This window comes from Piscinibacter sp. HJYY11 (assembly GCF_016735515.1).
Classification (GTDB): Bacteria; Pseudomonadota; Gammaproteobacteria; order Burkholderiales; family Burkholderiaceae_C; genus Rhizobacter.
Map to the genome: position 1 here is coordinate 1,880,341 of NZ_JAERQZ010000001.1, position 19,677 is coordinate 1,900,017.

19 protein-coding genes and 1 tRNA gene are annotated in these 19,677 nt (G+C 66.5%); 5 read left to right on the forward strand and 15 right to left on the reverse strand.

What is annotated here, in order from left to right:
* Positions 1–6: 6 nt before the first annotated feature.
* From JI745_RS08515 to JI745_RS08530, 4 genes are read right to left on the reverse strand one after another with little or no spacing between them, the layout of a single operon-like run.
* Positions 7–1,227, reverse strand: a complete 1,221-nt coding sequence (locus JI745_RS08515; protein WP_201805424.1) for a toxic anion resistance protein — start codon at positions 1,225–1,227, stop codon at positions 7–9.
* Positions 1,211–1,918 (reverse strand): hypothetical protein, encoded by a 708-nt coding sequence (locus JI745_RS08520; protein WP_201805426.1) that lies wholly within the window; start codon positions 1,916–1,918, stop codon positions 1,211–1,213. Before JI745_RS08520 ends, JI745_RS08515 begins: the two co-directional genes overlap by 17 nt.
* Positions 1,915–3,576, reverse strand: coding sequence for a VWA domain-containing protein (locus JI745_RS08525; protein ID WP_201805428.1), 1,662 nt, complete (start codon positions 3,574–3,576; stop codon positions 1,915–1,917). Before JI745_RS08525 ends, JI745_RS08520 begins: the two co-directional genes overlap by 4 nt.
* Complete coding sequence (locus tag JI745_RS08530; protein ID WP_201805430.1) at positions 3,573–4,688, reverse strand: hypothetical protein; 1,116 nt, start codon at positions 4,686–4,688, stop codon at positions 3,573–3,575. Before JI745_RS08530 ends, JI745_RS08525 begins: the two co-directional genes overlap by 4 nt.
* A gap of 131 nt (positions 4,689–4,819) precedes the next feature.
* On the opposite strand from JI745_RS08530, the gene JI745_RS08535 reads away from it, so the two are divergent.
* Entirely contained in the window at positions 4,820–7,657 is a 2,838-nt protein-coding gene (locus tag JI745_RS08535) for a valine--tRNA ligase (protein WP_201805433.1), read from the forward strand.
* Here the strand turns inward: JI745_RS08535 and JI745_RS08540 are convergent.
* The gene (locus JI745_RS08540) at positions 7,599–8,576 is read right to left on the reverse strand and encodes a D-isomer specific 2-hydroxyacid dehydrogenase family protein (protein ID WP_201805435.1); all 978 of its coding nucleotides are present in this window, start codon (positions 8,574–8,576) and stop codon (positions 7,599–7,601) included. The two genes, JI745_RS08535 and JI745_RS08540, sit on opposite strands and share 59 nt — an antisense overlap.
* A gap of 80 nt (positions 8,577–8,656) precedes the next feature.
* On the opposite strand from JI745_RS08540, the gene galU reads away from it, so the two are divergent.
* On the forward strand, positions 8,657–9,523 hold the full coding sequence (gene galU / locus JI745_RS08545; protein ID WP_201805437.1) for a UTP--glucose-1-phosphate uridylyltransferase GalU: 867 nt from the start codon (positions 8,657–8,659) through the stop codon (positions 9,521–9,523).
* Here the strand turns inward: galU and JI745_RS08550 are convergent.
* The 4 genes from JI745_RS08550 to JI745_RS08565 all read right to left on the reverse strand — a co-directional run bounded on the left by JI745_RS08550 (position 9,520) and on the right by JI745_RS08565 (position 11,389).
* Positions 9,520–9,747: a sulfurtransferase TusA family protein gene (locus tag JI745_RS08550; RefSeq protein ID WP_201805438.1), complete on the reverse strand. Its 228-nt coding sequence runs from the start codon at positions 9,745–9,747 to the stop codon at positions 9,520–9,522. The two genes, galU and JI745_RS08550, sit on opposite strands and share 4 nt — an antisense overlap.
* A gap of 5 nt (positions 9,748–9,752) precedes the next feature.
* Positions 9,753–10,304, reverse strand: a complete 552-nt coding sequence (locus tag JI745_RS08555; protein ID WP_201805439.1) for an NUDIX domain-containing protein — start codon at positions 10,302–10,304, stop codon at positions 9,753–9,755.
* Positions 10,301–11,203 (reverse strand): cysteine synthase CysM, encoded by a 903-nt coding sequence (gene cysM / locus JI745_RS08560; RefSeq protein ID WP_201805440.1) that lies wholly within the window; start codon positions 11,201–11,203, stop codon positions 10,301–10,303. The genes JI745_RS08555 and cysM overlap by 4 nt, the downstream gene beginning before the upstream one ends.
* Before the next feature lie 101 nt (positions 11,204–11,304).
* Positions 11,305–11,389 (reverse strand) — tRNA-Leu (locus JI745_RS08565).
* A 93-nt stretch (positions 11,390–11,482) separates the two neighbouring features.
* Here JI745_RS08565 and JI745_RS08570 point away from each other — a divergent pair.
* Positions 11,483–12,073 (forward strand): rhomboid family intramembrane serine protease, encoded by a 591-nt coding sequence (locus JI745_RS08570; RefSeq protein WP_201805441.1) that lies wholly within the window; start codon positions 11,483–11,485, stop codon positions 12,071–12,073.
* On the opposite strand, the gene JI745_RS08575 is transcribed toward JI745_RS08570, so the two are convergent.
* A complete protein-coding gene (locus JI745_RS08575; RefSeq protein WP_201805442.1) occupies positions 12,070–12,960 on the reverse strand; it encodes an SDR family oxidoreductase in 891 nt (296 codons plus the stop codon). The genes JI745_RS08570 and JI745_RS08575 overlap by 4 nt on opposite strands.
* 56 nt (positions 12,961–13,016) lie before the next feature.
* Between JI745_RS08575 and JI745_RS08580 the strand changes: the two genes are divergently transcribed.
* Together JI745_RS08580 and JI745_RS08585 are read left to right on the forward strand one after the other, a co-directional pair.
* Positions 13,017–14,054, forward strand: coding sequence for a CDP-6-deoxy-delta-3,4-glucoseen reductase (locus JI745_RS08580; RefSeq protein WP_201805443.1), 1,038 nt, complete (start codon positions 13,017–13,019; stop codon positions 14,052–14,054).
* Positions 14,044–15,018 carry a tripartite tricarboxylate transporter substrate binding protein gene (locus tag JI745_RS08585; RefSeq protein WP_201805444.1) on the forward strand — a complete coding sequence of 325 codons (975 nt, stop codon included), beginning with the start codon at positions 14,044–14,046 and terminating at the stop codon, positions 15,016–15,018. Before JI745_RS08580 ends, JI745_RS08585 begins: the two co-directional genes overlap by 11 nt.
* A gap of 58 nt (positions 15,019–15,076) precedes the next feature.
* Here JI745_RS08585 and JI745_RS08590 read toward each other — a convergent pair whose 3' ends face one another.
* The 5 genes from JI745_RS08590 to JI745_RS08610 form a co-directional block, all read right to left on the reverse strand.
* A complete protein-coding gene (locus JI745_RS08590; RefSeq protein ID WP_201805445.1) occupies positions 15,077–15,925 on the reverse strand; it encodes a CsgG/HfaB family protein in 849 nt (282 codons plus the stop codon).
* A 121-nt stretch (positions 15,926–16,046) separates the two neighbouring features.
* A complete protein-coding gene (locus tag JI745_RS08595; protein ID WP_201805447.1) occupies positions 16,047–16,757 on the reverse strand; it encodes an ABC transporter ATP-binding protein in 711 nt (236 codons plus the stop codon).
* 2 nt (positions 16,758–16,759) lie between these two features.
* Positions 16,760–17,551, reverse strand: coding sequence for an ABC transporter ATP-binding protein (locus JI745_RS08600; RefSeq protein ID WP_201805448.1), 792 nt, complete (start codon positions 17,549–17,551; stop codon positions 16,760–16,762).
* Positions 17,548–18,666 carry a branched-chain amino acid ABC transporter permease gene (locus tag JI745_RS08605; protein ID WP_201805451.1) on the reverse strand — a complete coding sequence of 373 codons (1,119 nt, stop codon included), beginning with the start codon at positions 18,664–18,666 and terminating at the stop codon, positions 17,548–17,550. Before JI745_RS08605 ends, JI745_RS08600 begins: the two co-directional genes overlap by 4 nt.
* Positions 18,667–18,676: 10 nt before the next feature.
* Positions 18,677–19,600 (reverse strand): branched-chain amino acid ABC transporter permease, encoded by a 924-nt coding sequence (locus JI745_RS08610; protein WP_201805453.1) that lies wholly within the window; start codon positions 19,598–19,600, stop codon positions 18,677–18,679.
* Positions 19,601–19,677: the final 77 nt, after the last annotated feature.

Consider the following 19,677-nt stretch of genomic DNA (forward strand, 5'->3'; position numbering starts at 1 on the left):
CGCCGATCAGAGCGACACCGGCCCCTGGATCTGCGCCTGCCCGGCTTCGCGGGCCTGCTGCTGGCGCACACGGTCGATGTACTGCTGGCTCTTCTGAAGCTGCTCGGCCATGATGGTGTTGTTCTGGCCCATCGCCGCAATCGCCTTGGAGCGGAAGCTGTCCATCGCATCCATGGCCTTGTAGGTCTGCTCGAACATCTCCTTGATCTTGTCGATGCCCAGCATGGGGTTGCTCGCGAACTCGGCCGTCTTGTCGACGTGGCTGTTGAGCTGGCGGCCCGTTTCGGTGATGAGGTTGCCGATGGTGGTGTTGACGCCTTGCAGCATCTCCATCACCTGCACCTGGTTGCCGGTGGCCCGCGCCACGGTCTGCGCGACCGCGAGCGCGCTCATGCCGGTGGTCGCCACGCGGCTGCAGCCGTTCATCATCTCGCGGCCGGTCTTCTTGAGCACGTCGAGCGCGAGGTAGCCGTTCACGCACACCGCCTGTTGCGTCAGGATGTCGGCGAGGTTCTGGCGGGCGTAGAAGAGCACTTCCTGTTCGAGCGCGTTGGCGCGCTGCGGGTCGGTGGCTTTCAGGGACTGCACCCGTTCGGCGAGGCGCGCATCGAGCGAAGTGGCGAACTGCGCAGCCGCGGCGAGCTTCTGCATCGCCTCCCACAGCTTGGTGCGGGTGGCTTCGATGTCGACGATGTCCTTCTGCACGTCGTCGCGGGCCGCGTAGAGCTGCGCCATGCTCTTCTGCAGCTGCGAGCCGGCGCTCTCGAACTTGCGGAAGTAGGCCTTGAGCTTGTTGCCGAAGGGGATGAAGCCCAGCAGCTTGTTGGGCGCCAGCAGGTCGCCTTCGTTGCCGGGGTTGAGCTTGTCGAGGTGGCCGCGGATCTCGCCGATGGCCTTGTACGCCGCGGTCTCTTCGGCGCCGATGAAGTTGCGCTGCAGGAAGCGGCCCTGCATCAGGCCGGCCGCGTTCGAGATCTCTTCGCGGCCGAGCGCGAAGGCGCTGTCGAGCTTGTGCTTGAACTCGGCGCTGTGCACGTCTTCGGTCATCAGCGCGTCGATGAAGCGCATCACCTGGTCATCGACCGCCTTCGCCACCTCGGGCTTCAGTGGCACCGCGGTGCGCGTGGCCTCGGCCGGCACGGGGGTGATGACCTCGGGCGGGGTGAGCTGGAAGTTGGGCACGCCGCCGTAGGCGACGGTGGGGGTGTCTTCAGGGCCGTTGTTCATTCTTGGGCTCCGCTGCGGGTTGTATCTCAGGGGCGGCTAGCGACGGCTTGCCGAATTTGTCGTGCAGGAATCGCGAGTGCACGAGGAAGGCCTGCGCATCCTGGCTGGCGAGGTCATCGGCCAGCTGCTTCACCTTGGTCTCCAGCTCGTTAAGCGTATCGCGGAAGATGTCCTGCGCCGTCTTGCCATCGTGCAGCACGCGGCTGGCGGCGTACTGTGGCGGAATCGACAGATACGCCTTCAGCGCATCGGGCAGGTACGAGATGGCGATGTGGCGGGCGTGGAAGCCCTCCTGCATCGACAGCACACCCTGGCTGCGCTCCCATTGCGACAAGAGCGATTGCAACGACTTGCACAGGTCGAGCGCCTTGGCCTGCAGGCTTGCGGGCAGGCGGTTCTCGGGGTTGTATTCGACGAGGCCACGCACGCCGGCGAGCGCGCGGGTCATCGCTTCTCTCGCATCACCCTCGTCGCTGAACTCGAGCGCGTCTTCCCACATCGGGCCCGAAAGCTTGGGAAAGCCCAGCCACAGCCCGCCGATCACGAAGCCGGCGATGTAGCCACCGAAGGCGAGCGGCAAGCCGGCGACGCCGATGAGGTTGAGCGCCTTCAGCACCAGCACCACGGTGGCGAGGCCGAGCCCGCACCAGTTGGCGGGGCTCAGCAGGATGCGCGCAAGCCTGTCCATCATTGGTAGGCGCGGATGTCCTTGAACACCGCGTACAGCGGCGTCTTGCGCGCATCGAAGACTTTGCCGCCGGTCGTCTGCACCAGGGCCTTGAGGTCGGCTTCCTTCGCTTCACCGAAGAGCACCATGAAGACCGGGATGCCGCGCACGTCTTCCGGCAGCGCCGCATACGCTTGCTGGAACTGCTCCAGGCTGCGGCCCTTGGTGTTCTCGCCATCGGTGAACGCGACCACCGAGTACTGGTAGTTGGGGTTCTTCTGCTTCTGCTCCAGCATGTGCTTGAGCGCGGCGAGCACGCTGTCGTAGAGCGCGGTGCCGCCGGTCATGCGCAGGCCGTCGGCGTAGGCGCGCACCTCGGCCAGCACGGCCTGCTTGGCCTCGGAATCCTCCTGAACCTGCACGCCCTTGGCCTGCGGGCGGCCGGTGGGGATCTCGAAGTAGGTCATGCGCCAGGGTTGGTCGCTGAAGGGCAGCATCCAGACCTTCTCGCGGTTCGTCAGCTTGGCGAGACGCCCGGTGAGCGAGCTGTCGGCGCCGGCCACGTAGTGCAGCGCCTGGATGAGTTGCGCGCGGCGGCCCTGGCCGTCCATGCTGCCGCTGGTGTCGAGCACGAAGGTGCTGGCGATCGGGCGGCGGAATTCGTTCAGGTAGGCGTCGATCAGGCCATCGGCCAAAGCGCGGTCGGGCGAGAACGGCAGCTCGATGCGCATGCCTTCCTTGGGCAGCAGGTCGGCCACGGTGGCGGCCACCTCGGCGTTGATCGGGCGGCGCAGGGTCTGGCGGGCGAGCCACTTCTGCGCGTCGGCGCCCTTGAGGTAGGCCACGACCTTCAGGTAGTCGTCGCGGCGCTCGTCCTTCAGCAGCATGAAGGGGTAGTCGGCGGTGGCCACGCCTTCGTGCGGGTAGACCAGCACCAGCTTCTCGCGCAGCTTGCCGCCGTTGTTGAGCGAGAGCAGCCAGCTTTCGTAGTTGATGAAGGCGTTGACCTGCGACGGGTTGTTGCCCTGCTGCTCGAGGAACTTTTCGGTGAGGTAAGTCGAGTTGTCGCCGGGGAGCTTGTAGCCCTTGAGGAAGCTGGCGATGGCGCCGCGGTTCACGTCGGCGGCGGTCAGGGCTTCGGACTTCTGGCTGGCCGCGGCCACCACGCCCATCAGCGCCATGAAGCCCTGGTTGGAGGTGGCGGGGTTCGACAGGGCGTAGCGCAGCTTGCCCTGCGAGGCGGCTTGGGTGATCTCGCGCCAGCCGACCTTGGCGGCCGTGGCTGGGTCGTCCCAGCCGAGTTGCCTGGCGGCGGTCTGGTTCACGCCGACGGCGATGGGCGACAGCATGATCTTTTCCTGCAGCTTCACGCGGGCCTGGCCCTGCGGATCGCTCAGCAGGTACTTCGCGTTGGCGAACCAGGCGGCGTGCGCAGGCGTCGAGCCGCTCAAGACCGCCTCGGTGCTTTCCATCGTGCCGCCCCAGGTGAAGCGCAGGCGCACGCCCGTCGCCTTTTCGACCATCTCTTCCAGCGGCTGCGCGTCTTTGAGATCTGTGGTGGCAAGCACGGTGAAGACCGGCTTGTTGCTGTCGGCCGCCTTCGGTGCATCGGCCGCGTCTTTCCTGTCGCAGGCGGTCAAGAACAGCACCGCCAGCAACATCCCTCCCAGGATTCTTCTCATTGCGTCATCTCCTTGGCCACGGCATCGATCATCTCGGCCATCAGCTCGAAGGCCGGCGGGTCGATGACCTGCGTGATGCGCTCCTCCACCGCGAGGCCGGTGGGTTTCACGGCCTCCATGAAAAGGCCCGTGTCCGCCACCCGGAACCCGTAGCTCACCGCAATGCGCTGCAGGTCGACGTTGCGCGCCAGCAGGTCGGCGAGCGCCTTGGCCTTCTCGCTCGCCGCGATGAACACGACCTTGTTGACGATGGTCGGCTGCGGGTAGAGCAACACCATGTCCGGCCCGACGCCCTTCTTGTCGAGCGCATAGGCGACGAGCTGGTTCTCGTAGATGAAGGCCAGCGGCGTCTTGCCGATGCCGATGGCCACGTAGTCGTCGAAGTTGCCGTTGACGTAGTTCTCCTGGTAGCCCTGGCGCTTGAAGAGCTCGGCCAGCCGGGTGGCGAGTGGGATCGCGGTGGCCCGGTCGGTCACCACGTCACCGTGCACGGCGTAGCTCGTGAGCGCGAGGTAATTGGCCGCCGAGTTGCTGCGGCGAACGTCGGTGGTGGAGACGAGCACGCTGCGTGTCACGTCGTAGGCGCTGCTGTCCTTCAGGTCCTTCCAGCGCTTCTTCGCGAGCATGGCCTGCGTGAGCTTGGCCATGTCGACACCGTAGATGCGCTCGCCCAGCGGCTTGGCCATGTCGTTGGCCACCAGGATCTTGGCGACCGGCGTCCAGCTCGCGATCACCATCGGGGTGTGGAAGGGCGAGGACTGGGCCACGCTGATGCCGGCCTTGCGGGCGGCATCGCTGATCTGGTTTGCGGCGACCACGCCCGAGGGGAAGAGGAAGTCGGGCATCTGGCCTGCGACCACCTTGCCGGCCATCTCGCGGCTGCCCACGCGCACCACCGACACCGGCAGGCGGTTGTCGGCCAGGATCTTCTTGACACGCTCGTCCTTGAAGAAGGGCTCGACGTCGAGCGCGATCACGCCCTTCAGTTCGGTCACCGGCCCCAGGGCTTTTTCAGCCACCTCGGCTTGCTGCCCCCGCAGCGCAAAAAACAAAGCCGCCGCAAACCCGGCCAGGAGGACCAGGGTCAGCACCAGCTTGCTCGTTTTGGACATGCGACAACCTCCACTTTGACGCGACGGGAGCATAGCCTGCGCCGGGGTCTGCCCAGGAGGGCCCGCCTACAATTCAGGCATTCCCCGCTTTGCCCTTTTGGCGCCGCCTTCGGCGCAGGCCCTCTCTTTCCATGACAGAACTCGCCAAATCATTCGAACCCGCTGCCATCGAAGCCAAATGGGGCCCCTTGTGGGAGAAAAGCGGCACCTACGAGCCCACGCTCGACCCGGCCAGGGCATCGTTCTGCATCCAGCTACCGCCACCCAACGTGACGGGCACGCTGCACATGGGCCACGCGTTCAACCAGACCATCATGGACTCGTTGACGCGCTACCACCGCATGCTGGGCCACAACACGCTGTGGGTGCCGGGCACCGACCACGCGGGCATCGCCACGCAGATCGTGGTGGAGCGCCAGCTCGAGCAGCAGAAGCTCAGCCGCCACGACCTCGGCCGCAAGAACTTCGTCGCCAAGGTGTGGGAGTGGAAAGAGGTTTCCGGCTCCACCATCACCAACCAGATGCGCCGCATGGGCGACTCGGTGTCGTGGAAGCACGAGTACTTCACGATGGACGAGAAGCTCTCGAAGGTGGTCACCGACACCTTCGTGAAGCTGTACGACGAAGGCCTGATCTACCGCGGCAAGCGGCTGGTGAGCTGGGACCCGGTCCTGAAGTCAGCGGTGTCTGACCTGGAGGTGGAGAGCGAGGAAGAGGATGGCTCGCTGTGGCACATCCGCTATCCGATCGACGGTTCGTCTGAATCGCTGGTCGTGGCGACCACACGTCCTGAGACGATGCTCGGCGACACGGCGGTGATGGTGCACCCGGAAGACTCTCGCTACACCCACCTGATCGGCCAGCAGGTGAAGCTGCCCATCACCGGCCGCCTGGTGCCGGTGATCGCCGACGACTACGTGGACAAGGAATTCGGCACCGGCGTCGTGAAGGTCACGCCGGCGCACGACACCAACGACTACCAGGTGGGCCTGCGCCACCGGCTTCCCATGCTCACCATCTTCACGCTCGACGCGAAGGTGAACGACGAAGCGCCCGAGGCCTACCGCGGGCTGGACCGTTTTGTCGCCCGCAAGAAGATCGTCGAGCAGCTCGAAGCCGAAGGCCTGCTCGTCGAGGTGAAGAAGCACAAGCTCATGGTGCCGCGCTGCGCTCGCACCGGCCAGATCATCGAGCCGATGCTGACCGACCAGTGGTTCGTGGCGATGACGAAAGCCGGCGCCAACGGCAAGAGCATCGCCCAGGAAGCCATCGAAGCCGTTGAGACGGGCGACGTGAAGTTCGTGCCCGAGAACTGGGTCAACACCTACAACCAGTGGATGAAGAACATCCAGGACTGGTGCATCTCTCGCCAGCTCTGGTGGGGCCACCAGATCCCGGCGTGGTACGGCGATGCTGGCCAGCTTTTCGTGGCGCACAGCGAGGAAGAAGCGCAGGCCCAGGCGCGTGCCGCGGGCTACACCGGCGCGCTGCGCCGCGACGAGGACGTGCTCGACACCTGGTATTCGTCGGCGCTCGTGCCCTTCTCCACACTCGGCTGGCCCGAGAAGACGATCGAGCAGGACCTCTTCCTGCCGTCTTCCGTGCTCGTGACCGGCTACGACATCATCTTCTTCTGGGTCGCCCGGATGATCATGATGACCAAGCACTTCACGGGCAAGGTGCCGTTCAGGCACGTCTACATCCACGGCCTGGTGCTCGATGCGCACGGCAAGAAGATGAGCAAGTCGGAAGGCAACGTGCTCGACCCGGTCGACCTGATCGACGGCATCGAGCTTGCCCCGCTGCTGGAGAAGCGCACCCAAGGCCTGCGCAAGCCCGAGACCGCGCCCAAGGTGCGCAAGGCGACCGAGAAGGAATTCCCGGAAGGCATTCCCGGCTACGGCGCCGATGCGCTGCGCTTCACCTTCGCCGCGCTCGCCACGCTCGGCCGCAGCATCAACTTCGACACCAAGCGCTGCGAGGGCTATCGCAACTTCTGCAACAAGCTCTGGAACGCGACCAAATTCGTGCTGATGAACACCGAGGGCCAGGACTGCGGCCTGAAGGAGCACACCAAGGCCGAATGCGCGCCGGGCGGCGCCGCCCACGGCTACCTGAGCTTCAGCCAGGCCGACCGCTGGATCGCGAGCGAACTGCAGCGCGTGGAGGCGGCCGTGGCGCAAGGCTTCGAGGAGTACCGCCTCGACAACGTGGCCAACACGCTCTACCAGTTCGTGTGGGACGAGTACTGCGACTGGTACATCGAGATCGCCAAGGTGCAGATCCAGAACGGCAACGAGGCGCAGCAACGCGCCACGCGCCGCACGCTGATCCGCACGCTGGAGGCAGTGCTGCGCCTGCTGCACCCGCTCACGCCCTTCATCACGGCGGAGCTGTGGGACACGGTGGCTCCGATTGCCGGCCGCAAGAATGCCGACACCATCGCGACGGCCCCCTACCCGACGGCGCAGCTCGACCGCATCGACCCGAAGGCCGATGCGTGGATGGCCAAGCTCAAGGGCCTGGTCAGCGCCTGCCGTGCGTTGCGCGGCGAGATGGGCCTGTCACCCAGCGACCGTGTGCCGCTCTATGCGATCGGCGACAACGGCTTCCTGAACGAAGCCGCGGCCGTGCTGAAGACGCTCGGCAAGCTGTCGGAAGTGAAGGTGTTCGACGACGAGGCCGCGTTCAACGCCGCCACACGCCAGGCGCCCGTGGTGGTGTCGGGCGAATCGCGACTGGCGCTGCACGTGGAGATCGACGTCGCCGCCGAGACCGAGCGCTTGAACAAGGAAATCAAGCGCCTGGAAGGAGAACACGCCAAGGCGACGGGCAAGCTGTCGAACGAATCGTTCGTCGCGCGCGCCCCGGCCGAGGTGGTGGCGCAGGAGCGTCAGCGCATCGCCGACTTCACGGCTGCTCTTGAGCGGCTGCGAGATCAGTTGGGACGCCTGGGTCCGTCGTCCTGAATTCACGCGGCGCCGGCGGCGTCGCCTGCAGCAGCTCGTCGATGCGCCGGGCCACGGCCCACGAGCTGCGCAGGCGCGATTCGCGCGTGGTGCTCGCCACACGCGGCGTGATCTGCAGCGTGTCCATCCCCTTGAGCGGGCGACCCTCGTCGAGCGCGCCGGGCTCCAGGCTGTCGAGCCAGCAGGCCGAGAGACGGCCGCTGATCAGCACGTCGGCCAAGGCGCGCTCGTTGAACACGCCCGAATGCGAGATGCTCACCATCACCTGGTTGGGCTTGCAATAAGGCAGGAAACGCTCGCCCAGCAGGCCCTGGTAGCGGCTGAAATAGTTGAGCTGAACGCAGACCGCGTCGCTCGTCTCCAGCAGTTCGCGCAGGCCGAGCGGCGTGACACGCCAGCGTTCGAACACACCATCGCTCGCATGCAGGGACGGGTCGTAGCCCACCATGCGGGAGCCGAAGCCCGACAACATCTGCGCCATGGCCTTGGCGGCCGGCGGCATGCCGATGAGGCCGACGGTGCAGGCGCCCAGCTCGCGGCCGACCAGCATGCCGTCGGCGCCTTCGACCGGCACGCGGCGCAGCAGCGAGAGCATCGCGCCGATCATGAACTCGGCTTCGGCCTGCGCGGTGGCGGTGGCACTGCGCACGACCTCCACGCCGGCGCGAGAGCAGGCCTCGAGGTCGACGTTCTCCGCACCACCGCTCACGCGGCCGATGGCGCGCAGCACCGGCGCGTAGTGAAGCGCCGCGCTGTCCAGCGCAACGAAAGAAGGAAGGATCAGCGCGCGGACGTTGTAGAGCGACTGCCGGAAATCACGTGGATCGCGCGCCAGCTCGGGGGCATAGCGCACCGAATGCCGAGCCGCCAGCCACTGCATCACCTCGTTTTCGAGGGGCTCGATGATGAGTATGTCCATGCATTCCCGGGGTCCCGACTGCCACAGAGCGCGTGACAGAATCTCTTGAGACCCTTCCTCAGGACCACGATTGTAAGCAGATGTTAGTCACCAAAGCGATCTTCCCCGTGGCGGGACTCGGCACCCGCTTCCTGCCGGCGACAAAAGCACAACCGAAAGAGATGCTGCCGGTGGTCGACAAGCCGCTCATCCAGTACGCCGTCGAGGAGGCTTATGCGGCTGGCGTGCGCGAGATGATCTTCGTGACCGGCCGCCACAAACGCCCGATCGAAGACCACTTCGACATGACCTTCGAGCTCGAAGTCGCGCTTGAGCAGGCCAAGAAGCAGGAACTGCTCGACGTGGTGCGCTCGGTGAAGCCCGACGACATGGAGTGCATCTACGTGCGACAGGCGCAGGCCCTGGGCCTCGGCCACGCCGTGCTGTGCGGGCAGCGCCTGATCGGCAAGGACCCGTTCGCCGTGCTGCTGGCCGACGACCTGATGGTGGGCGACAAGCCCGTGCTCAAGCAGATGGTCGAGCAGTTCAACGAATGGCGTGTGTCCATCCTCGCGGTGCAGGAAGTGCCCGCCGAGCACACCCGGCGCTACGGCATCGTGGCCGGCACGCCGGTCAACGATCACCTGATGGACGTGAGCCGCATCGTCGAGAAGCCGGCGCCTGAAGTGGCGCCCTCACGCCTGGGCGTGGCCGGCCGCTACATCCTGACGCCGGGCGTGTTCCATGAGATTTCCAACCAGCCGCGCGGCGTGGGTGGCGAGATCCAGCTCACCGACGGCATCGCCGGGCTGCTGCGTCGCGAGAAGGTGTTTGCCTATCGCTACGAGGGCAAGCGCTACGACTGCGGCAGCAAGGAAGGTTTCCTGCAGGCCAACGTGGAGCTGGCCTTGAAGCACCCTGTGCTCGGCCCCGGCTTCCGCGACTACCTGCGCTCGGTAGAGATCTAGCGGCGGCGCAAGTAGTGCACGAACTCGTCGTTCGCTGCTGACTGCTCGACGAGTTCATTCCCCGTCTGCCGCGCAAACGCCTGGAAGTCGCGCATCGACCCGGGGTCGGTCGCCACCACCTTCAGAATCTCGCCGCTGTGCATGTCGGCAAGCGCTTTCTTGGCCTTGAGGATGGGCAGCGGGCAGTTGAGCCCTCGGGTGTCGAGTTCCTTGTGGAAGTCCATCGCGTTCAACCTTCGGACGGGCGACGTGGCGGCAGGTCGAGCCACTGCGGCGTGATGCCGCGCGAGGTGAGCCATTCGGCCAGCGCCTGGCCGGTGCCGGCGGGCCAGCATTTCACTTCGTGCGGCGAGACGATCTTGTACTCGGCGAGCTCGGGCGAGAGCTTGATCTCGCCATGCGCGACCACGTGGTAGGCGATGATGACCTGGTTCATGCGCTGGAAGTCGTAGACCCCGATCAGCTTCACCGAGTCGACGGTGAGCGAAGTCTCTTCCAGCACCTCGCGTGCGATGCCGCCTTCAGGCGTCTCGCCTGCTTCCATGAAGCCGGTGATGAGGCCGAAGAAGCGGCCGGGCCAGGCGGCGTTGCGCGCCAGCAGCAGGTCGCCGTTCCGGTCGGGCATCTCGATCACCGCGGCGAGCACCGGTGTCGGGTTGTTCCAGTGCGTCCAGTTGCACGCCGGGCAACGCGTGCGCACCTTCGGCCCGCCGTCTTCGTCGGCGGTGAGCTGCTGCAGTTCGGTGGCGCAGTTGGGACAGAAGTTGAACTGGTGCTTCATGCGGGAAACACTCCCGTCGAGAGGTAGCGGTCGCCGCGGTCACAGACGACGAAGACGATGGTGGCGTTCTCGACCTTCTTCGCGATCTCGAGCGCCACCCAGCACGCGCCCGCCGCCGAGATGCCGCCGAAGATGCCTTCCTCGCGCGCTAGGCGTCGCGCCATCTCTTCCGACGCTTCCTGCGACACGTTCACCACCTCGTCGACGTAGGTCGGGTCGTAGATCTTCGGCATGTAGGCCTCGGGCCACTTGCGGATGCCGGGGATGCGCGAGCCCTCGGACGGCTGGGCACCGATGATGCGCACCGCCGAGTTCTTTTCCTTCAGGTAGCGCGAGGTGCCGGTGATGGTGCCGGTGGTGCCCATTGCGCTCACGAAGTGGGTGATGCGCCCTTCGGTGTCGTCCCAGATCTCGGGGCCGGTGGTCTCGTAGTGGGCGCGCGGGTTGTCGGCGTTGGCGAACTGGTCGAGCACCATGCCCTTGCCGTCACGCACCATCTGGTCGGCCAGGTCGCGCGCGTATTCCATGCCGCCGCTGCGCGGCGTGAGCACGAGTTCGGCGCCGAAGGCCTTCATGGTCTGGGCGCGTTCGATGGAGAGGTCCTCCGGCATGATGAGCACCATACGGTAGCCGCGGATCGCGGCGGCCATTGCAAGCGCGATGCCGGTGTTGCCCGAGGTGGCCTCGATCAGCGTGTCGCCAGGCTTGATGTCGCCGCGCTCTTCCGCACGGCGGATCATGCTGATGGCGGGCCGGTCTTTCACCGAGCCAGCGGGGTTGTTGCCTTCGAGCTTGCCGAGGATCACGTTGCCGCGGCGTTCGTTCTCCGCCCCCGGAATGCGCACCAGCCGCACGAGCGGGGTGCGGCCGATGGTGTCTTCGATGGTCTTGTAATGCACGGTGATCTCTCCTGCCGCGCATTGTCGCAGGGGCGGCTCGCCCCGGCATCGGCAGTGGCTCTGCCATGAAGACCGGCGCGGTCGACAGTGAAGAGAGGGGGTGGTGCCTCGGGTCGGAATCGAACCGACACTCCTTGCGGAACGGGATTTTGAGTCCCGCGCGTCTACCAATTTCGCCACCGAGGCCGGTACAGCAGAGCGCGCGATTTTGCCACAGGGCTTTCTCATCACCGCGAGCAATCGGGGTACGCTTGCGGCTTTCCGTCATCTGCGCTGCGCATGCCTCCGATTCCACCGATCACCCAGTTCCTGATGCTGGCCTGTACGGCGATCTATTGCCTGCAGATCTTCACACCCCTGATCGACCGCTGGTTCGCGCTGTTTCCGATCGGCAGCGGATTCTTCATGCCGTGGCAGGCGCTGAGCTATGCCTTCCTGCACGGCAGCGTGCTGCACCTCTTCTTCAACATGCTCGGCCTGTGGATGTTCGGCTCGGAGCTCGAGATGCTGTGGGGCCGCAAGCGCTACATGGTGTTCCTCGCGATCGGTGCCATCTTCGGCGGCCTGCTCTTCCTCATCGCCACCGCCCTGCCGGGCGCGGGCATGAGCCGCCTGGTGGGTGCGTCGGGCGGCCTCTATGCGCTGCTCGTTGCCGCGGCGATGTATTTCCCCGACCGCACGGTGATGCCTCTCTTCCCGCCGATCCCGATGAAGATGAAGGTCTTCGTGATCGTCTTCGGTGTGATCGCGCTGTTGATGAGCTACACGGGGGATCTCGGCTCGCTTGCGCACATCGGCGGGATGCTGGGCGGCTGGCTCACCATCCGGTACTGGCGGGGCCTGCCGCCCTTCGGCAAGCCTCGACGCTAGGCCAGCAAGCCCTCGCGCACCGTCGGGTGCCGCAGCTTCACGCGCAGCTCTCGCTTGAGGCGGCCGTTGTCGAGCCGGCGCGACTCGCTCCAGAACGACAGCTGCACCGGCGACATGTGCTCGGCCGCTTCGGTGCGCGTGATGCGCGGCGGGTGCGGCAGGCCGCAGAGGTCGGCCGCCAGGTCGAAGTACTCGCCCATCTTCAGCTCGGTGTCGTCGCTCGCATGCACCACGCGTTGTGGCAGGCCGCGGTGCAGCGCGGCCACACACGCACGGGCCAGGTCGTCGGCGTGAATGTGGTTGGTGTAGACATCGTCGGCTGCCACGAGCACCGGCGTGCCCCGGGCCAGGCGCTCGCGCGGATGACCGCCTTCGCGGTCTGCCGCGTAGATGCCGGGGATGCGCAGCACCGTCACGCGCGCACCGAAGGCGCGGCCGTACCAGCGTACGCGGGCCTCGGCATCGACGCGGCGCCGCGCACGGTCCGTCGCCGGCGCCACCGCACGCACTTCGTCAAAACGCGCGCCCTGTGCATCGCCATAGACACCGGTGGTGCTCGCATACACGATGCGCCGCACCCGGCCCTGGCGAGCGAGCGCCTGCAGCAGCCGGGCCGTGCGTGTGTCGGCCTCGCCCTGCTGCGGCGGTGGCGCCAGATGCAGCACCGCATCGGCGAGGCCGGCCAGTCGCTGCAGGCTGGCCGCGTCGTCGAGGTTGCCCACCAGTGGCACCGCCCCGGCCGCCCGCAAGGCCGGGATGCGCGCGGCATTCGAGGTGAGTGCCAGCAGCCGGTAGCGCCCGCTCAGCAGGCGCAGCACCCGCATGCCGACGTCACCACAGCCCACGATGAGCAAGGTCGGGCGCCTGAAGGGTCGGGGAAGGGACATGGGCGAGCGGGCAAAATCGCAGGTCGTTCGACGAAGGGTTCAGAAGAGGTTATCCCATGACGTTCAAAGTGACCGTCCAGCCCAGCGGCGTGAGCTTCTCGGTGGACCGCGACGAGCCCATCCTGCTCGCCGCCATCCGCCAGGGCATCGGCCTGCCCTACGGCTGCCGAGACGGTGCCTGCGGTTCGTGCAAGTGCAAGCTGGTCGAAGGCCGCGTGATCCACGGCACGCACCAGGTCAAGGCCCTGAGCCCCGCGGAAGAGGAAGCCGGCTACACCCTCACCTGCCGCGCCGCCGCGCAGACCGACGTGGTGCTCGAAGCGCGCACGGTCGCCGGAGCCGGCGAATTCGCGGTGCGCAAGATGCCCTGCCGCGTGACCACCATCACCAAGCCCGCGCGCGATGTGGCGGTGATCCAGCTGCAACTGCCTGCCAACGACGCGCTGCAATACCGTGCCGGCCAGTACATCGAGTTCATCCTGAAGGACGGCGCCCGCCGCAGCTACAGCATGGCCAACGCGCCGAGCAGCCAGCGCGACAAGCCCGGCATCGAGCTGCACATCCGCCACATGCCCGGCGGCCTGTTCACCGACCATGTGTTCGGGGCGATGAAGGAAAGGGAGATCCTCCGCCTCGAAGGCCCGTTCGGCAGCTTCTTCCTGCGCGAAGACAGCGAGAAGCCCATCGTGCTGCTCGCGAGCGGCACCGGCTTCGCGCCGGTGAAGGCCATCATCGAGCACATGCAGGCCAAGGGCATCACCCGCCCTGCCGTGCTGTACTGGGGCTGCCGCAGCCTGGCCGACCTCTACATGCACGCCTGGTGCGTGGAAGCGGCCCGCGTGATGCCCAACCTGCGCTACGTGCCGGTGCTGTCGGACGCGAGGCCTGAGGACGGGTGGACTGGCCGCACCGGCTTCGTCCACCAGGCTGTGATGGCCGACCTGCCCGACCTGTCGGGCCACCAGGTGTATGCCTGCGGGGCGCCGGTCATGGTCGACTCCGCGCAGCGCGACTTCGTGGCGCACTGCAACCTGCCCCTCGACGAATTCTTTGCTGACAGCTTCACCTCCGAAGCCGACAAACATGGTGAATGAACCGACCCGCCGCCAGACCCTTGCGCTGATCGCCGCGAGCCTCTCGCTGCCTGCCTCAGCGCAGACCGCCAAGCCGCTCCGCCTCGTCGTGCCCTACCCGCCCGGCGGCCCGCTCGACATCGTGGCCCGCACGCTGGCCGACAAGGTGAAAGACACCCTCGGCACCGTGATCGTGGAAAACAAGCCCGGCGCCGGCGGCAACCTGGGCGCCGATCTCGTGGCCAAGTCGGCGCCCGACGGCCAGACCATCGTGATGGGCGCAGTCGCCACGCACGCGATCAACCCCTGGCTCTACACCCGCATGCCGTACGACGCGCTGCGCGACTTCACGCCGCTCACCGGCGTGGCGCAGGTGCCCAACGTGCTGGTGATGAACCCGCAGACCGCCGCACGCCTGAAGATCGCAAGCGTCGCCGACCTGGTGGCGTACGCGAAGGCCAACCCCGGGAAGCTCAACTACGGCTCGGGCGGCAACGGCAGCGCGGGTCACCTGGCGGGCGAGATGTTCAAGTCGCAGGCCGGCGTGTTCATGGTCCACATCCCCTATGCCGGCGGCAACCCGGCGCAACTGGCGCTGCTGTCGGGCGAAGTCGACCTCACCTTCGACAACCTTGCGAGCGCCTCGGCCAACATCAAGGCCGGCAAGCTGAAGGCCCTGGCCGTGACCACCGCGAAGCGCGCCAAGGCCACGCCCGAGCTGCCGGCCATCGCGGAGACGCTGGCGGGCTTCGACGTGAACACCTGGTTCGGCCTCTTCGGGCCGGCCGGCCTGCCGGCCGACCAGACGCAGCGGCTGAACAAGGCCTTCACGGAGGCGCTGGCCTCGCCGGAGCTCCAAGCCCGTCTCGCCACGCTGATGGCCGAGGCGATGCCCTTCACGCCGCAGCAGTTCGGCGAGTTCGTGAAGCGCGAGAACGCGAAGTACGAAAAGGTCGTGAAGGCCTCGGGCGCGAAGGTCGACTGACGACAAAAAGGCCGCGGCTCTTGCGAGCGCGGCCTTTCGATCAAGCAAGCCGGGAGGCTTACTTCTTGTTGAGCTCCTTCGACGCCGGCGTGCTGCCGCCGTCCACCCCCAGGCGGCCTCCGGTGCCCAGGCCGCCCTTGACCGTCTGCGCCTTGTAGTTGCGCAGCGACTTGACCATCTGGTTGAACGAGTCGGCAAACGCCGCCACGATCACCTTGCCTTGCGGGGTGTTGGAGTAGCCACCTCCACCACCGGCCAGCCCGGCGAGGAAGCCGCCACCGAAGAGGCCGAAGTCGAAGTTGCCCGCCGAGCCCTCGGCCGCGGCGATCTGCACGCTGGAGCGGTTGTCGATCAGGAGCAGCGTGGTCGCGGCTTCGTTGCGCTTCACGCTGCCCGCCACCACGCTCAGGGGCGCCAGGCGGCCGGTGAGCAGGCCTGCCGCAGCGCCGCCGGTGCGGCCCGAGAACTGGATGGACGGCTGCATGGTGTAGTCAGCTGCGACCATCTGGCCCTTCTGGAAATTGCTGCCCTGCCGCATTTCTCCGCTCGACTCAAGCTGGCGCTCTCGCATCATGTTGTTCATGGAGCGGCCACGCTCGACGATCACGAAGCAGTTGCTCTGCTGGATCATCAGGCGCAGCACCGGCACGGTGGAACCGAGGCTGTTGCGTCGCAGCTCGTAGTACCAGGGCGCCTGCGAATCCTCGTCGATGGCCACGGTGCCGAGCGTCTCGGCGCACTTCTCGAGCTGGCTGTTGTTGCCCTCGGTGGTGGAGCCGCCGGCCGAGCCGGACACCACGCCCTTGTTGCCGCCCATCGAAGGCATGGTCGAACCGCAGCCGCTGAGCACGGCCACCGCCGAAGCCGCGAGCGCGAATTGGGTGAGACGGGTGAGCGTTGCGTTCATCGAAAACCTTTCCACGGTGACACGCCCGACCGATGCCAGGCTGCGGGAAAGTATAGAAGTGCACCCCTCGCCAGAGAGGTGACTTTGGTCGCACCCGAGCGGGCGATTCGCCCGACTCGTCCTACTCGCCCAAGTAGGCCGCCCGCACCTTCGGGTCGCTCAGCAGGGCCGAGGCTTGACCGCTCATCGTGACCTCGCCCGACTCCATCACGTAGCCGCGGTTGGCCAGTTGCAGCGCACGGCTCGCGTTCTGCTCAACGAGGAGGATGGTGACGCCCTGCTTGGCGATGTCGGCCACCACCTCGAAGATCTTGTCGACCATGATGGGCGACAGGCCCATCGAGGGCTCGTCGAGCAGCAGCACCTTGGGACGTGCCATCAATGCCCGGCCCATCGCCAGCATCTGCTGCTCGCCGCCCGACATCGTGCCGGCCAGCTGGTTGCGGCGCTCCTTGAGACGCGGGAAGATGCCGAACACCTTGTCGATGTCGGCGTCGATCTCCTTGTCGTTACGCACGAAGGCGCCCATCAGCAGGTTCTCGGTGATGGACATGCGAGTGAAGGTGCCGCGGCCCTCGGGCACCATCACGAGGCCCTGCTTCACCAGGTCCCATGCGCCCTGGCCCTTGATGCTGCGGCCGAGGAATTCGATGTCGCCCGCACCCACCGGCTGCAGGCCGGTGATGGCCTTGAGCGTGGTGGTCTTGCCGGCGCCATTGGCACCGATCAGGCTCACGAGCTCGCCTTCGTTCACCTCGAACGACGCGCCCTTCACGGCCTGGATGCCGCCATAGGCCACTTTCAGGCCAGTCACTTTCAGAAGGGTCGTCATGGTCAGTGCGCCTTGTGGCCGGCGCCGAGGTAGGCCTCGATCACCTTTTCGTTTCTCTGGACGTCGGCGGGCGAGCCCTCGGCGATCTGCTTGCCGTAGTCGAGCACGGTCACGCGGTCGCACAGGCCCATCACCAGCTTCACGTCGTGCTCGATCAGCAGGATGGTGCGGCCATCCTTGCGGATGCGGTCGATCAGCTCGCGCAGCACCACCTTCTCGGTGGCGTTCATGCCGGCGGCGGGCTCGTCGAGCGCGATGAGCTTGGGGTCGGTGGCAAGTGCGCGGGCGATCTCCAGGCGGCGCTGGTCGCCGTAGCTCAGCGTGCGCGCCTTGAACTCGGCGTACTTGCCGATGCCCACGTAGTCGAGCAGCTCCTGCGCGCGTGTGGCGATGGCGCGTTCTTCGGCCTTGAAGCCGCCGGTGCGGAACACCGCACCGATCAGGCCCGAGGCGGTGCGCACGTGGCGGCCCACCATCACGTTCTCGAGCGCCGTCATGTCGGCGAAGAGGCGGATGTTCTGGAAGGTGCGGGCGATGCCGGCCTTGGCCACTTCGTGCACGGCGGTCGGCTTGTACGGCTGCCCGCCCAGCTTGAAGCTGCCGGAATCGGGCGTGTAGAGCCCGGTGATCACGTTGAAGAAGGTGGTCTTGCCCGCACCGTTGGGGCCGATCAGGCCATAGACCTGGCCCGGCTCGATGCGGATGCCCACGTCGCTCAGGGCCTGCAGGCCGCCAAATCGCTTGGAGACGTTGGCGACTTCGAGCACCGGGGTTGCGTTGGTCGTGCTGCTCATGACAGGGTCCCCTTCGGTGCCGGGTCCTGGTCAGGCGAGCCGGGCCGCATTCGCCCGTGCTCGGGCACCGGCCACAGCCCACGCGGCCGCGACAGCATGATCGCGATCATCGCGAGCGCGATCAGCAGCTGGCGCAGGATCGCAGCGTCGAGGCGGCCGTCGGTCATGCTTTGCAGCGGGTGGGCAACGTAGCGCAAGACCTCTGGGAGCGCGGCCAGCAGCAGCGCGCCGATGATCACGCCGGGAATGTGCCCGATGCCCCCGAGCACCACCATCGCGACGATCATCACCGACTCGTGCAGGCTGAACGACTCAGGCGACACGAAGCCCTGGAAGCTCGCGAACAGCACACCCGACACACCGCCGAAGGTCGCGCCCATGCCGAAGGCGAGCAGCTTCATGTTGCGGGTGTTGATGCCCATGGCCTTGGCGGCGATCTCGTCTTCGCGGATCGCCATCCACGCCCGGCCGATGCGCGACTGCTCGAGCCGGTGGCAGATGATCACGCTCACGATCACGAGCGCCAGGAACAGGTAGTAGTAGCCGGTGACCGAGGGGATCTCGATGCCGAAGAGGGTGTGCGACTTGCCGAAGTCGTAGCCCAGCACCTTGAACGAGTCGATCTGGCTCAGGCCCTTGGGGCCGTTGGTGATGTTGACCGGTGCGTCGAGGTTGGTGAGGAACACGCGGATGATCTCGCCGAAGCCGAGCGTGACGATCGCGAGGTAGTCGCCGCGCAGCTTGAGCGTAGGCGCACCCAGCACGACCCCGAACACCGCCGCCAAGAGCGCACCGAGCGGGATCACCAGCCATAGCGGCGTGTGCAACCCGTTGGGGAAGGCCGCTGCGAAGCCCGGAAACGTTTGCGACAGGTGCGGCGAGGCCAGCAGCCCCAGCATGTAGGCCCCGACCGCATAGAAGGCCACGTAGCCCAGGTCGAGCAGGCCGGCATAGCCCACCACGATGTTGAGGCCCAGCGCCAGCAGCACGTAGAGCAACGCGATGTCGATGATGCGCACCCACGCGTTGCCGAACTGCTGCGCGATCAGCGGGGTGATGGCCAGCAGCACGCCGGCGATGATGAAGGTGATGAGCTTGTTGTCTCGAAGGTTCATCGCTCGCTCCTCAAGCCCGGTCGGCCACACGCTCGCCGAGCAGGCCCTGCGGCCGCAACGTGAGCACGAGGATGAGCACGATGAAGGCGAAGATGTCCTGGTAATGGCTGCCCAGGATGCCGCCGGTCAGGTCGCCGATGTAGCCGGCGCCCATGGCTTCGATCAGGCCGAGCAGCACGCCGCCCACCATCGCACCGGCCAGGTTGCCGATGCCGCCGAACACCGCGGCGGTGAAGGCCTTGAGGCCCGGCAGGAAGCCCATCGAGTGCTGCACTGAGCCGTAGTTGGCCGCGTACATCACGCCGGCCAGCGCCGCGAGCGCCGCGCCGATGATGAAGGTGGCCGAGATCACCATGTCGGGACGCACTCCCATGAGGCCAGCGACCTTCGGGTTCTCGGCGGTGGCGCGCATCGCGCGGCCGAGCTTGGTGCGGTTGACGAGGTACATCAGGCCGGCGAGTGTGATCGCCGTGGTGATGAGGATGACGATCTGGATGGTGTTGATCACGGCGCCGCCGATTTCATACGGCTCGGCCGAGATGAGGATCGGATACGGCTTCGGGTTCGGCTTCCAGATGATCATCGCGAGCGTCTGCAAGAGGAGCGACATGCCCATCGCGGTGATCAGCGGCGCCAGGCGCGGCGCGGTGCGCAGTGGCCGGTACGCGATCTTCTCGATGCTGAAGTTGAGCACCGAGCACACGATGATCGCGGCGAGCAGCGAGATGAGCATCACCACCCAGCCTGGCCATCCGATGCCGATGAGCGCGGTGGCCACGGTCCAACTCGTGAGCGCGCCCACCATCAGCACCTCGCCATGCGCGAAGTTGATGAGGTTGATGATGCCGTAGACCATCGTGTAGCCGAGGGCCACCAGCGCATACACGCTGCCGAGCACCAGACCATTGATGATCTGCTGGATGAATGTATCCATCGAAGGAGTCTCCTGGGGAAGTCGAAAGCGGATCGTCTTGTGGACGCCGCCCCTGCCTGTAAGCAAAAAGCCCGCCG